Genomic DNA, 12865 nt, shown 5'->3' on the forward strand with positions numbered 1-12865 from the left:
TCATACAGGTACGTGTCGACAATGAATAGCACCTGTATAAGTGTTGCCGTGGCACGGAGTACCAACAGCCATAGCCCGACCGCTGAGACGACAGGCCTCGGAAAAACAGGGGGGTGATGCGGGTCGGGTCGGGCGAGAAAGGTCGAGCAGAGAGTCCCGGCGCGTTACCGTCGCTGGATCGGGAGTTCGATGTGAGTCGGATACTGTGCGTCGTGGTGGACGGTGTTGGTCGCGACCTCGTACTCGCGGTCGCCGTAGAGCGGGCCGCCCGTGTTGTGGTTGACGTCGTACCGCGGGAAGTTCGACGACGAGATGTCCAGCCGGATGCGGTGGCCCTTCTTGAACACGTTCGCGGTCGGGTAGGGTTCCATGTAGAACTCGGCGACGTCGCCGGGTTCGACGAAGTCCGCGTGGTCGCGGTAGCCGCGGTAGCGCGCCCGACAGACCGAGTCACAGAGGTTCAGCGCGAAGCCGTTCGGGAAATCCGGCGACGCAGGATACTCGTCGACGAGCTTGGCCGTGAAGTCGGTGTCCTCCGCATCGGTCGAGCCGTAGACACTGACCCGGATGGGGCCGGTGATGACGACGTCCTCCTCGAGCGGCGGCGTGCGGTAGACGAGCACGTCGTCGCGCTGTTCGAGCGGGCCGTAGGGAGCCTCGGCACCGAAGGTATCGGGTCGCGTCCGCTGGTCGAACCCGCCGCGACCCGTGAGGTCCTGCAGTTTGCGCTGGGCGAGCGGATATTCGAGGATGTTCTCCTCGCGTGGTTCGTACGTGATGTAGGACGAACAGTTGCCGCCGAGCGTCGGCACGGGGTCTTTGGGGTCGAACTCGTAGCTCGTCGACCCGCCGTTTTCGCCGGGTTCGTCGGTCGAGAGTGTCCCGTCGGCGTGGACGTAGTACGACTCGTATTCGGTCTCCGCGGGCGGCCACTCCTCGGCACTCGTCCACTCGCCGCCGTGGAACAGCCGGCCGTCGCGGGCACTGTGGCCGTCGCCGTGACCCATCTCGAAGTACTGGACCGTCGGCTGGTCGTTCCAGGTGTCCTTGCCCTTCAGATAGTGGTCGAAGAAGTCCAGACGGGTCTGCTGGTAGTCCATGAGACACTCCTCGCCGAACTCCAACTCGCCGGAGTAGGACTTGTTCCACGAGGGCAGCGGGTAGGTGTTCCAGCCGTGGGTCCACGGTCCCATGAGGAGGAACTGGTCGCTGTCGCTTCTGGAGGCAAAGGCCTCGAAGTTGTCACAGGTCGCCTTCGTGTAGGAGTCGTACCACGCGCCGGAGTAGACGGTGGGCACGTCGGCACTCTCGTCGTAGTACGCCTCGAAGTTGACGCCGGGCGACTGCCAGAGTTCGTCGTCGGCGTCGGCCTGCGTCATGATGTCGAAGGCCCACTCCTCGTAGTCGGGGATGTGGCGCAGCGGCGACTGGCCGGGCAGGACGGGGCTGTTGGCGAGGACGTCAGCGACGTCGACGTTCGCAAGCAGCTGTTGCACGTCGGGGTCGTCGAGTGCGCGCTTGGCGAAGCCGCCACCGAGGGTGAAGGCCCAGCAGAGCCACCGGAGTTCGAACGCGCCGTTGTGGCGGAAGGTGGCCTTCCGGCCGTTGGCTGCACCTTGGTTGACGAACATCGCCGCCAGATGCGGCGGGTTCTGCGTCGCGAGCGCGCTCTGGACCCACGCGCCGTAGGAGGTACCGATGGTCCCGACCTGACCGTCACAGTAGGGCTGGTCGGCCAGCCACTCGACGGTGTCGTGGCCGTCCTCGGCCTCGTTGACGAAGATGTAGTAGTCGCCCTCGGAGTTGAAGCGGCCGCGACAGTCCTGGATGGCGACGACGTAGCCGCGTTTCGCGAACCACTCGCCGTGGCGTTCCAGTCGCCCCCGTTTGCCGTAGGGTGTCCGGTCGAGGAGGACCGGGAGCGGTTCGTCGACCGGCTCGCCCGTGTCGGAGTCGACCGGCCGGTAGATGTCCGTCGCGAGACGCACGCCGTCGCGCATCTCTACCATCACGTCTAGCTCGGCGTGAACGCCGTAGCTCGGTTCCGCATCCATACCTCCCGCACTCCGACCATATTCAAAAGGGTTTGCCCCGCTCCGCTTATCTCAAAATATCGCAAATGAGAAATTATACGACAAGTTTAAGAGTACTGTTCAAGACCGTTCCCGTGGAAGACATATGCCATCATCCAACACATTCGACACTGTAGACAGTACGAACGATAGACAGGAGGCCGCCGATGAGTGACGGTGAGGAGGCCGCCGCCGACGGCGGTCCCGAAGAATCCAGCTTCATCGAGTACGGTATCGACGAGAAGCCACCGCTCCTCGAGTCGGTGTTCCTCGGCTTCCAACACTACCTGACGATGATCGGGGCGACCGTCGCTATCCCGCTCGCGCTCGCGGGGGCGATGGGGATGTTCGAGGCCGCACCCGGCGAGATCGGCCGACTCATCGGGACGTTCTTCGTCGTCTCCGGAATCGCGACGCTCGCCCAGACCGTCATCGGCAACCGCTACCCCATCGTCCAGGGTGGGACGTTCTCGATGCTCGCCCCGGCACTCGCCATCATCGGCGTCGTCGCTGCGGGAAACCCCTCTGAACCACTGTGGGAAGCGTCGATACTGGAACTCCAGGGGGCCGTCATCATCGCCGGTCTCGTGGAGGTTCTCATCGGCTACTTCGGCGTCATGGGTAAACTGAAGCGATACATGGGCCCCATCGTCATCGCGCCCGTCATCGCGCTCATCGGGCTCGCGCTCTTCAACACGCCGCAGATCACGAACCCGAACTTCGGCGCGCCCGGCTCCGGTCAGGACTGGTGGCTGCTCGGCATCACGCTCGTCTCCATCGTCCTCTTCTCGCAGTATCTCGACAAGTACCACCGCGTCTTCCGGCTCTTCCCGGTCCTCATCGGCATCGCCGTCGCGTGGGGTATCGCGGTCGTCCTCTCGGTGACGGGCGTCTACGCGCCCGGCACGGTGAGCTACGTCGACCTCGGCTCGGCAGCCTCGGCGAGCCTCATCCAGCCCATCACGCCGTTCCAGTGGGGGATGCCCCGGTTCACCCCGGCGTTCGCCATCGGCATGATCGCGGGGATGCTCGCCTCGGCCATCGAGTCGTTCGGCGACTACCACTCGGTCGCTCGGATGGCCGGCCGCGGCGCGCCGTCCAGCCGCCGTATCGACCACGGTATCGGGATGGAGGGTCTCGGCAACACCTTCGCGGGCATCATGGGCACGGGGAACGGCTCGACGTCCTACACGGAGAACGTCGGTGCCATCGGCATCACCGGCGTCGCCTCCCGCTACGTCGTCCAGATCGGCGCGGCCGTCATGATCATCGTCGGCTACTTCGGTCCCGTCGGCCAGCTGTTCGCGACGATTCCGGCACCCATCGTCGGTGGGCTCTACATCGTCATGTTCGGCCAGATCACGGCGGTTGGCCTGTCGAACCTGAAGTTCATCGACCTCGACTCGAACCGGAACGTCTTCATCGTCGGTCTCGCGCTCTTCGCGGGTCTCGCAATCCCCGCCTACATGGGTGCGGTCGGCTCCGCAGCAGCGTTCCAAGAGGGTCTGAGCAACGTCGCCGTCATCGGCGGGATTCTCGGCACGACGGTCGTCGCCAACACGGTCTTCGTCATCGGCTCGACGGGGATGGCCGTCGGCGGCATCATCGCCTTCTTCCTCGACAACACCATCAAGGGCAGCCGCGAGGAACGCGGTCTCGTCGAGTGGGAAATGATGACCGAGGACGACGCGGACTTCGTCCCGTTCTGGCAGCGTGTCACCGGCGACGACGACACACCGCCGTCGCGCGCCGACTGAACGACACACTGTCTTCCCCGCTTTGCGACCCCCTCCCGTATTTCATCCGCCGAGTGCCGTCGGTATCCAACGCTTGTGTTACGTCGCCACCGAAACAGTCAGGACCCTCCCTCGCTGTTGTGTGGAACGATGACAGGGACCGCGCCCGACGGTGAACAGTTCGACTACCGTGCTGACCTCCGCCACGGCGGCTGGGCAGGCGTCACGTCGTCGTCGCTCGTCGTCTCGACCGACGAGGAGTACCACATCGACGCCGAGGCCATTGAGGAGGTCACGGTCGAAGATTTCGACTACTTCGTCGGCCTGCTGGGGGTGGTGCTCGTCGGCTACGGCGTCTACTCGCTGCAGGCCAACGCGCTGTTCGGACTCGCCTTTACCGGGGTCGGTCTCGGCAGTCTCTATCTCACCTACCGGAAGCGCGACCGGGTGCGGATTCGGGTGGTCGGCCGGCCGAAGCCGCTGACCGTCTATCCGGCGTCGACAGGGGCGTTCACCGCGGCGTTGGAGCCGTTGCTCGCTGTCGAGGGTGAGCAGTAACCTCGGCTTCTGCCGTCCTCGTACCGTCTCTCTCACGTCACTGGCCCTCCACCAAGGCATAGGTATAAGTATTGGTACCAAGTCTCGTCACACGATATGTCAGCAGCTGCCGCAGACCTGCGGGTAGTCAACGCCAAAGTCGTCACGCCGTCGGGGACCATCCACGGGGGCGTCGCGTCGAAGAACGGGCAGATCGTCGCCGTCGGCTCCAACCTCCCCGACGCCGACGAGGAGATCGACGCCGAGGGCAACTATCTCATCCCCGGCTTCATCGATCCCCACGTCCACTGGGGGCTGTCGCGCTACGAGTACGAGGACTACCACGACGGGCTGGCGGCGGACTTCGAGACCGAAACCAGAGGGGCAGTTCACGGCGGCGTCACCACCGTCGTCAACTTCCTGCTCCAGCGGGACCCCTACCTCCCCGACATGGACTTCTTCCGCGAGGTCGGCGCGGAGAACTCCTACATCGACTTCGCCTACCACGCCATCGTCCACCAGGACCACCACGTCGAGGAGATCGACGGCCTCGCCGAGGAGGGTATCCGCTCGTTCAAGGTCTTCTTCAACTGGTACAAGAACGCCTCCCCCGAGTTGGGCATCGACCACTCCGACGCCGGCCGCACCTACAAGGTCCTGAAGAAGGTCGCCGACATCCCGAACGGCGTCGTGATGTTCCACGCCGAGAACGAGGACCTCGCTATCGAACGGCGGAAGGAACTCCAAGCGGAGGACCGCAACGACCTGCTCGCGTGGTGTGAGAGCGCGCCGAACATCTGCGAGGCGATGCAGATCGAACAGATCGCCCAGCTCACCGAGTTCACGGACTCGCGTGCCTACATCGTCCACATGAGCACGGGCGAGGGTGTCGACATCTGCGAACGCTACCAGGAGAAGGGCGTCAACATCCACGCCGAGACACTCCCGGCGTTCCTCAGCCACACGAAACACGACGAGGAACTCGGCGTCTGGGGGAAGATTTCGCCGCCGCTGCGCGGCGAGGAGAGCAAGAAACGCCTCTGGGAGGGACTGCGCACGGGCGTCGTCGACTACATGGGCACGGACCACTGCCCGCACAAACTCGCGTTCAAGGAGAAGGACAAGGGCAAGTTCGGCGACGTCTGGGAGGCTATCCCCGGCGACAACAACGGTATCGAGTACTTCCTGCCCGTGATGATGTCGGAAGGCGTCAACAAGAACCGTCTCAGCATGGAGCGGCTCGTCGAGGTCTGTGCCGAGAACAACGCGAAACGCTGGGGTCTCTACCCGCGGAAGGGCGCGCTCGTCGAAGGGAGCGACGCCGACATGGTCATCGTCGACCTCCAGAAGAGCACAGTCGTCGACGACGACTTCTATCACACCCTCGAACCGGGCTACTCGACGTACCACGGCAAGGAGCTGACGGGGCTCCCGACGCACACCATCGTCGGCGGCGAGGTCGTCGTCGAGGACGACGAGCTACAGGTCGAGAAGGGTGGCCGCGAGTATCTGCCGCGCTACGACGAAGGCGTCCCGCTCTGAGATAAGACCTCCAGCGAATCGACCCGCGAGCCGTCCCGTTTTTCCACGCTATTCACTCAACTACACCGACCGCGAGACGCAGGACTGGGCGACTCGCCGACGTCAGAAAGAAGAGCGACCGCTGGTTTCGGTTACCGGTCGGTGCCGAACTCGAACCCGCCGTCGGTCCACGCCGACCCCGCGCTCTGCGACCCGTTCCGTCCGTCCGCGCTCGCTGCCTCCAACTCGAAGTGACTGAGGCCGTCGGCCATCTCGTCGGAGATGTCGCTGACCTCGTCGGCGATGCCGGAGACCTGGCTGATGGCGGTCGTCTGCTGGGCGACCCCGGCGGAGACCTCCTGCATCTGCCCGCTGACGGTCGTACTCCGGGCCGCGAGGTCGCCGACGACGTCGAGGACGACCTCGGCGTTCGTCGCCTGGTTCTCCGTCGCGTTCGCAATCTCTGAGAGTCCCTGGTTCGTCTCGCCGATGGCGTCGGTGATGTCGTCGATGCGCTGGACGACGTCGTTGACCGCTTCGGCTCCGGCTTTGACCTCCCGGTTGCTCGTCTCGATGGCGTCGGAGGTTTCGCCGATACCCACCCGGAGGTCGTCGACGATGTTCGCGATGTCGGCGACGGCTTCCTTCGACTCCTCGGCGAGGGACTTCACCTCGTCGGCGACGACCTTGAAGCCAGCCCCGTCGGTGTTGGCGCGGGCGGCTTCGATGTTCGCGTTGAGCGCGAGCAGGCTGGTCTGGTCCGCGATCTTCGCGATCATCTCGGTCATCTCGTCGATGGCCTCCATGCGCGACTCCAGCGACTGGACGGTCGCGATGTTCTCCTCGGAGGCCTCGATGGCGGCTTCCATCCGTTCGATGGCACTCTCGGCCTCTTCGGAGCCTTTCACTGCCGTCTCGGCTGCCTCGTTGGCGCGGACGTCGATCTCCTGGGTCGACGCGGTGATCTCCTCGATGGAGGCCGACAGCTCCGAGACGCTGTCCTCGGCGACGTCGGCCTCGTCGGTCTGTTTCTCGGCCAGCCGCGTCACCTGCTCGCTGGACTCGCCGATCTGTTCGGCGGAGGCCATCGTCTCCTCGGTCTGGGTAGCGATCTCCTCGGAGATGACGGCGAGTTCGTCGGCACGGCCGCGCGTCTCGTCGAGGAGTTCGCGGGTGTTCTCGACGGCGATGGTGAGGTCGCGTGCCATTCCCGCGAACTCGCGGTGGACGTTCCGGATCGCAGGGAAGTCCGCGTCGGGTTCCGGAATCTCGGGGTCGATAGTGAAGTCCCCGTGGCTGAGGCGGTCGAGACTCTCCTCCAGTTCGCCGACGACGGCCGACTGGTAGCGTTCGAGCTGTTCCTCGCGGGCTTCCATCGCCAGCCGTTCGGTGATGTCCTCGTTGAACTCGATGGCTCCGACGACCTCGCCGCTCCCGCCGAACAGCGGGAACACGTTCCGACTCACCGGGACTTCGTCGCCGTCGACGACGACTGTGTCTTCGAGGTCCTGGACCGCCTGGCCGGTGTCAAGCACCTCGCGCATGACCGAGTTGTCGGCCTCGCCGTAGTCGAACAGACAGTCGCCGAGCAGTTCGCCCGGTTCGCGGTTGAACAGGTCGCGGCACGCCTGGTTAGAGTGAGTGAAGTATCCCTCGTCGTCGACGACGAAGATGGGGCTGTCGAGACCCGCGAGGATGCTCTCGACGACGGACTCGCCGGTGAGACTCCCGAGTCGGCCGACGTCCGGCACTGCCTCTACGTCCGTCGTCTCGATGACGTTCGCCCTGCTGTTCGTCTGCCCGTCAGCTGGCTGCTCCGAACGGAGTGCCGCGAAAATTCCGAACATAGTCGTTTGTTACCCGTTGACGAGTCGACCACATACTTAAATTCCGGCGTCAAAATATCTCGTATGATAACGCGCCCGGTGTGGTCACGCGACCTATACTCAGAAACACAGAATAATTTGGACAAAAATTGTGTCGTGATGCCCTAATGACGAGCAGCAACAGTCCACCCCGACAGCCGCAGCCACCGGCCGTCGGCGTCCTCCTCGCTGCGGGGCTCGGGAGCCGCTTCGAGGGCGGGAACAAGCTCCTCGCGGAGCTGGACGGCGTCCCGGTCGTCCGACGCGCTGCGGAGACGCTCCGTGCCGCGGTCGACGGTCCCGTCCTCGTCGTCGTCGGCCACGACGCGGAACGCGTCCGAGCGGCACTCGACGGCCTTGACGTCCGTTTCGTCGACAACCCCGACTACGAGCGGGGGCAGGCGACGTCCGTCGCCGCGGCAGTGGCCGAAGTCGACGGTCTCGACGTCCCCGATGGGGCGTCAGAGCAACCCACGCACGTGGTGTTCGCACTCGGCGATATGCCCGCCGTCCGGCCGGAGACGGTCGAACGCCTCCTCACCGTCGCCCGTGACCGCGAGGCCGGTATCGTCGTCCCCACCCACGAGGGACGCCGGGGCAACCCGGTCGTCTTCCACCGACAGCATCTGTCCAGTCTGGCGGCTCTCGACGGCGACCGCGGCGGCCGGACCCTCTTCGAGCGCGAGGCGGTGACCCGTCTCGCCGTCGACGATCCCGGTATCCACCGCGACGTCGACACCGCTGCCGACCTCGACAGCGTCGACGATGGGCAGTGAATTATGTAATTAGTTCTGTTTTGTAGAGGCTGGCAGTGGTTCCGTATAGGTCACCGCCCGAGAGGTTCGGGGTCGACCCGTCACAATATTTAATAATCGCCACCGGGTCGGTAGGGTATCCATGGAAGACTTCGACCAGCTCGTCTCGTCGTTGACCCCACGCGAGGAGAACAGCGCGATCAAGTCCTACCAGAACACGGTCGCCGTCGCGTGTCCGGCGTGCGAGGAACCCTTCGACGACATGGTCGTCTGCAAGGAGCCGCCGACGAGCCTGAATCTGAGCAGGACGCTCGATCTCTGCGTCGACGTTCACGACGAACAGGCGGTCATCTTCACACACCAGAAGTAGCTGGGTGCCGAGTCGGCACGCGTACTTGCAGCACCGAAGAATGGTCGCTGCTGGTCGTTCCTCGTCGAATTTCGTCGAATTTCGTCGGAAGAGCCGAGCAGTCGCCCGGTACGTTCCCTGCTTCGACCCTTTCGAAGGTATTCGAGAAACCGAAAGCAGCCGCTCAGGGGTAGAGAATCGGAGAATGCTCCGTCAGGGATTCGAACCCTGGTCATCACCGTGAGAGGGTGATATGATTGGCCGGACTACACCAACGGAGCGTGTCTTACTACATCACAACGTATCGCCGATAGGGTAAAAACAGTTCCGTTTTCTGGACGCTGTGTGTCGGATTGCCGCGCTACTCGTCGTCGAACGGCGAGCGCGTCGCGTCCGGTTCGTGGCCCGCGAGACTGATGACGTTCTCCCGGCCGACGCGGAGCTTCGAGATGGTGCCCGCCTCTTCCATCTCCGAGAGGAGCATACTCACCTTCGACTTCGACCAGCCGGTCTCGTCGACGATGTTGACCTGCTTCATCCGCCCGCCGTTGTCTTCGAGCATCGAGACCACGCGGTCCTCGTCGGTCAGCAACTCTTCGTCGGAGACCGCGGCTCCGGCGGTACCCGACGCGCCAGCCGCGGAAGCCGCGCCGGCCGTGTCGCCCGCGGACGCCGTCGGCTCCGCAGTGGAGACCGAGTCGCCAGCGGCCTGGTCGACCGTCTCCCGTCGGCGGAGATACCACGCGGCCGCGCCGCCGACGGCGACGAGACCCACGAGACCGACGATCCACAGCCCACCCGACCCGGACGTCGGCTCCGGCGTCGTCGGGGCAGGGGTGGTCGTTGTCCCGTCATCCCCTGTACCGCCGCCACCACCCGCGTCCGTCGAGAGAGGCACGAACACCACGCGCGGCCGGTTGTCGGTGAACTCGCGTTCGCCCTGCCAGGTCACGGAGTCGCTGGCGGCCAGGGAACTACTGTTCGACTGCGTCCCCTCGGGCGATACCGAGTCGAACTGGAGGTCGCCTCCGGGGCTAACGACGAGCGACTGCTGGGGGCCGAGATAGAGTCCGCCTTCGAACACGTCGCCGACGATGACCCGGTCACCCTCCTGGGCGGCGAAGTTCGTCCACGTGAACGACATCTCGACGACACCGATGTCGTTGCCGAGACTCGTCGTCACGAACGCCCGTCGGTTGAAGTCGTTCGCCGTCATCTCCCGGCCGGTCAGGTTCTCACCACCGGCGACGAGGTCTGACGACTCCGCCTGGAACCGCGTGTACAGCGGCGTCTCGTTGGCGTTGAACTCCGTGGCGAACGACTCGAAGTTCTGCTGTTCGGTCTCGTTCGTCAGCGTCCGTTCGTAGTGGAACGTCCACCGTGCGGAGCCGTTTTCGAAGACAGTCAACTGTACCTCGTTGCGGTCGAACGACTCCTGAACTGCGACGTTCGGTGCGTCTCCGGATGCGTCCGACGCCACAGCGTCGACGGATGCTGCCCCGACGGGGACGAAACAGAGGCAGACGACGAGTAGGGCTGTGGCCAGACCGCGATAGTCCATCTGTTGGCCCAACACAGAGCCAGTCAAAAGACCTTTTGACGTGAGTTCACATATACATCCGGTCGTCCGGGCGGGTCTCCTCTTCGGCGGCTTCGACCCGTGCGGCCAGGTCGCGGTAGTACTGGTCGACCTCTGCAGCGAACGATTCCAGCGGGCTGGCGTCGACGTCGAGTCCGTACAGGGTCCCGACCGTCTCGACGAGCCGAATCGCCCCGTCGACGTCCGGGACCCTCGTGTGAACCGGTGTGACGAACAGGCCGACTCGAAGCGGCGAGTCGATGCCGCGACTCATGAGACTCGCGTTGATTCCGTCCAACGACCCACTTGCCATCGGCTCGAACCGGCCGTCACCGAGGCGGTAGTCTCGGTAGTCGTCGGTCGCGACGTAGAGGACACCGTGGTCTTGGTGGGGGAACGGGGCACCCGCGAGGACGGTTATCTCCTCGACGGCGTTGGCGTCGGCCCAGTCGAGAATCGCCGCCCCGAAGCTGTCGGCGACGCCGACGGGGACGAACAGGTCGTTGACGAGGATCGTCACGTCGAGGTCCGGCCGAGAGAAGAGCCGTGAGTGGTGCCGTGGCCTACCGTTCTCGAACGGGGTAAACGCTGGCAGCCCCTCGGCAACGATGTGGCCCGTCTCGGTCAGTTCGAACTGGTCGACGAGAAAGCCGGTCGCGATGAGTCCGGCGAGGCCGAAGCTTGCGAACCCAGCGACGAGCGTCCCCGACGGCTCGCTCTCGTGTCGAATCTCGAAGCTCGGACTGTGTGCTGGCTGATCCATACTCCGCATACATCACCGAGCGACCATTTGCTTTTCCCGGTGACGCCTCCCTGGGGACCGGACCCGCCGCGCCGACCCGCGGATGGCGTTATTTCCTCCGAGCGCGTACAGTCGTCCGCTACGGCAGGATGACGAGATGACACGGATAGACGAGGATGGTACGGAGACGCCGCCAAGCACGAGGAGGGACGGAATTCCGGGGCGACGACGCCGTCTCGGCCTCTTTGCGGGCCCGCTCGCCTTCCTCGTCGTCGTCGCTGGCATCGTTCCGACGACACTCTCGTCGCCTGCGGTTGCCACCCTCGCAGTCACGGCCTGGGTGGCCATCTGGTGGCTCTCGGAGGCCGTCCCCGTCGCCGTGACGAGCCTCCTGCCCGTGCTCTTGCTCCCACTCGTCGGTGTCGAACCTGCCGGAACCGTCACAGCCGCCTATGCCGAACCGGTCGTCTTTCTCTTTCTCGGTGGCTTCCTCCTCGCGCTCGCCATCGAGCGGTCGGGTCTCCACCGACGACTCGCGTTCGTCGTCCTCTCACGGCTCGGGACGGCGACGCGACGGCTCGTTCTCGGCTTCATGCTCGTCGCCGCGTTCCTCTCGATGTGGGTGTCGAACACGGCGACTGCGATGCTCCTCGTCCCGGTCGGGTTGGCGGTCGTCGCCAATCTCGGTGGAACGGAGACGGACGGACACACCGAACGAGAACGGGGCGACGACCCGGCTGTCGTCACCCCGGCGGCCGTGACGACGGAACGGCCGAATTCGAACGTCGCGACCGCGCTGATGCTCGCCATCGCCTATGGAGCCTCCATCGGCGGGGTTGCGACACCCATCGGGACGCCGCCCAACGCCATCCTCGTCGGCGTCGCCGCAACCGCCCTCGGCGTCGAGATCGGCTTCGGCCAGTGGGTCGCGTTCGCCCTCCCACTGGTCGCCGTCTTCCTCCTCGCGACGTGGTGGCTCTTGCTCCGGCTCCTTCCGCCGGAGACCGACGACCTCGCCGACGCGACGGCCTCGCTCAGGGAAACCGTCGGTGACCTCGGCCCGCTTGACCGCAGCGAACGGGCCGTGCTCACGGTCTTCGCTCTCGTCGCTGGCGGCTGGCTCACCCGGCCGTTCCTTCTCGCGCCCTTCGTTCCGGCCGTCTCGGACGTGACCATCGCGCTCGTCGGTGGCGTCCTCGTCTTTCTCGTGCCAGCTCCGAGGGGCCGTGGGCGACTGCTCTCGTGGGAGGACACTGCCCGCTTACCCTGGGGCGTGCTGTTACTCTTCGGAGCGGGGTTCGCGCTTGCGGGGGCGTTTCGCACGAGCGGTCTCGACGCGTGGGCCGCAACGCGCATGGCACAGGTCGCCCCGGAGAACCCGGTGCTCGCCGTGCTCATCGTCGCGACAGTCGTGGTCTTTCTGACCGAGGTGACCTCGAACACGGCGACTGCGTCGCTCTTGCTCCCGATTGCCGCCTCGCTCGGCGAGACACTCGGCACGGGATCGTTCGCACTCATGGTTGTCGTCGCCGCGACGACCTCCTTTGCGTTTATGCTACCAGTGGCGACGCCGCCGAACGCCATCGTCTTCGGGAGCGGCTCGGTCACGCTCCCGCAGATGGCCCGTGTGGGCGTCTGGCTCAATCTCCTCGGTGTCGTGCTCGTCACCCTCGCAGTGACTCTGTGGTTGCCGCTCGTCTTCCCGTAAG

10 protein-coding genes and 1 tRNA gene are annotated in these 12865 nt (G+C 65.0%); 6 read left to right on the plus strand and 5 right to left on the minus strand.

Features of this window, described 5'->3' with window-relative positions:
- Positions 1-164 precede the first annotated feature (164 nt).
- The gene (locus BLR57_RS06555) at positions 165-2054 is read right to left on the minus strand and encodes a CocE/NonD family hydrolase (RefSeq protein WP_089695638.1); all 1890 of its coding nucleotides are present in this window, start codon (positions 2052-2054) and stop codon (positions 165-167) included.
- 185 nt (positions 2055-2239) lie between these two features.
- On the opposite strand from BLR57_RS06555, the gene BLR57_RS06560 reads away from it, so the two are divergent.
- From BLR57_RS06560 to BLR57_RS06570, 3 genes are all read left to right on the plus strand, one after another.
- Positions 2240-3829 (plus strand): uracil-xanthine permease family protein, encoded by a 1590-nt coding sequence (locus BLR57_RS06560; RefSeq protein ID WP_089695641.1) that lies wholly within the window; start codon positions 2240-2242, stop codon positions 3827-3829.
- A 129-nt stretch (positions 3830-3958) separates the two neighbouring features.
- Complete coding sequence (locus BLR57_RS06565) at positions 3959-4366, plus strand: hypothetical protein (RefSeq protein WP_089695645.1); 408 nt, start codon at positions 3959-3961, stop codon at positions 4364-4366.
- 96 nt (positions 4367-4462) lie between these two features.
- Complete coding sequence (locus tag BLR57_RS06570) at positions 4463-5887, plus strand: dihydroorotase (protein WP_089695647.1); 1425 nt, start codon at positions 4463-4465, stop codon at positions 5885-5887.
- Positions 5888-6018: 131 nt separating this feature from the next.
- On the opposite strand, the gene BLR57_RS06575 is transcribed toward BLR57_RS06570, so the two are convergent.
- The gene (locus tag BLR57_RS06575; RefSeq protein ID WP_089695650.1) at positions 6019-7713 is read right to left on the minus strand and encodes a methyl-accepting chemotaxis protein; all 1695 of its coding nucleotides are present in this window, start codon (positions 7711-7713) and stop codon (positions 6019-6021) included.
- A 146-nt stretch (positions 7714-7859) separates the two neighbouring features.
- On the opposite strand from BLR57_RS06575, the gene BLR57_RS06580 reads away from it, so the two are divergent.
- Both BLR57_RS06580 and BLR57_RS06585 read left to right on the plus strand, forming a co-directional pair.
- Positions 7860-8507, plus strand: a complete 648-nt coding sequence (locus BLR57_RS06580; RefSeq protein ID WP_089695654.1) for a nucleotidyltransferase family protein — start codon at positions 7860-7862, stop codon at positions 8505-8507.
- Between the two features lie 121 nt (positions 8508-8628).
- Positions 8629-8856 (plus strand): DUF7385 family protein, encoded by a 228-nt coding sequence (locus tag BLR57_RS06585; protein ID WP_089695657.1) that lies wholly within the window; start codon positions 8629-8631, stop codon positions 8854-8856.
- Between the two features lie 185 nt (positions 8857-9041).
- On the opposite strand, the gene BLR57_RS06590 is transcribed toward BLR57_RS06585, so the two are convergent.
- The 3 genes from BLR57_RS06590 to BLR57_RS06600 form a co-directional block, all read right to left on the minus strand.
- A tRNA-Glu gene (locus tag BLR57_RS06590) sits at positions 9042-9116 on the minus strand.
- A gap of 80 nt (positions 9117-9196) precedes the next feature.
- Positions 9197-10396, minus strand: coding sequence for a helix-turn-helix transcriptional regulator (locus BLR57_RS06595; RefSeq protein WP_089695661.1), 1200 nt, complete (start codon positions 10394-10396; stop codon positions 9197-9199).
- Positions 10397-10442: 46 nt separating this feature from the next.
- Positions 10443-11177, minus strand: a complete 735-nt coding sequence (locus tag BLR57_RS06600) for a proteasome assembly chaperone family protein (RefSeq protein ID WP_089695664.1) — start codon at positions 11175-11177, stop codon at positions 10443-10445.
- A 136-nt stretch (positions 11178-11313) separates the two neighbouring features.
- On the opposite strand from BLR57_RS06600, the gene BLR57_RS06605 reads away from it, so the two are divergent.
- Positions 11314-12864, plus strand: coding sequence for an SLC13 family permease (locus tag BLR57_RS06605; protein ID WP_089695666.1), 1551 nt, complete (start codon positions 11314-11316; stop codon positions 12862-12864).
- Position 12865 lies beyond the last annotated feature (1 nt).

This window comes from Halogranum gelatinilyticum (genome assembly GCF_900103715.1).
Lineage (GTDB): Archaea > Halobacteriota > Halobacteria > Halobacteriales > Haloferacaceae > Halogranum > Halogranum gelatinilyticum.

What these genes read in the sequence shown, in the direction of transcription:
- BLR57_RS06555 (WP_089695638.1), bottom strand. Translation starts at nt 2,054, where the DNA reads ATGGATGCGGAACCGAGCTACGGCGTTCACGCCGAGCTAGACGTGATG.
- BLR57_RS06560 (WP_089695641.1), top strand. Translation starts at nt 2,240, where the DNA reads ATGAGTGACGGTGAGGAGGCCGCCGCCGACGGCGGTCCCGAAGAATCC.
- BLR57_RS06565 (WP_089695645.1), top strand. Translation starts at nt 3,959, where the DNA reads ATGACAGGGACCGCGCCCGACGGTGAACAGTTCGACTACCGTGCTGAC.
- BLR57_RS06570 (WP_089695647.1), top strand. Translation starts at nt 4,463, where the DNA reads ATGTCAGCAGCTGCCGCAGACCTGCGGGTAGTCAACGCCAAAGTCGTC.
- BLR57_RS06575 (WP_089695650.1), bottom strand. Translation starts at nt 7,713, where the DNA reads ATGTTCGGAATTTTCGCGGCACTCCGTTCGGAGCAGCCAGCTGACGGG.
- BLR57_RS06580 (WP_089695654.1), top strand. Translation starts at nt 7,860, where the DNA reads ATGACGAGCAGCAACAGTCCACCCCGACAGCCGCAGCCACCGGCCGTC.
- BLR57_RS06585 (WP_089695657.1), top strand. Translation starts at nt 8,629, where the DNA reads ATGGAAGACTTCGACCAGCTCGTCTCGTCGTTGACCCCACGCGAGGAG.
- BLR57_RS06595 (WP_089695661.1), bottom strand. Translation starts at nt 10,396, where the DNA reads ATGGACTATCGCGGTCTGGCCACAGCCCTACTCGTCGTCTGCCTCTGT.
- BLR57_RS06600 (WP_089695664.1), bottom strand. Translation starts at nt 11,177, where the DNA reads ATGGATCAGCCAGCACACAGTCCGAGCTTCGAGATTCGACACGAGAGC.
- BLR57_RS06605 (WP_089695666.1), top strand. Translation starts at nt 11,314, where the DNA reads ATGACACGGATAGACGAGGATGGTACGGAGACGCCGCCAAGCACGAGG.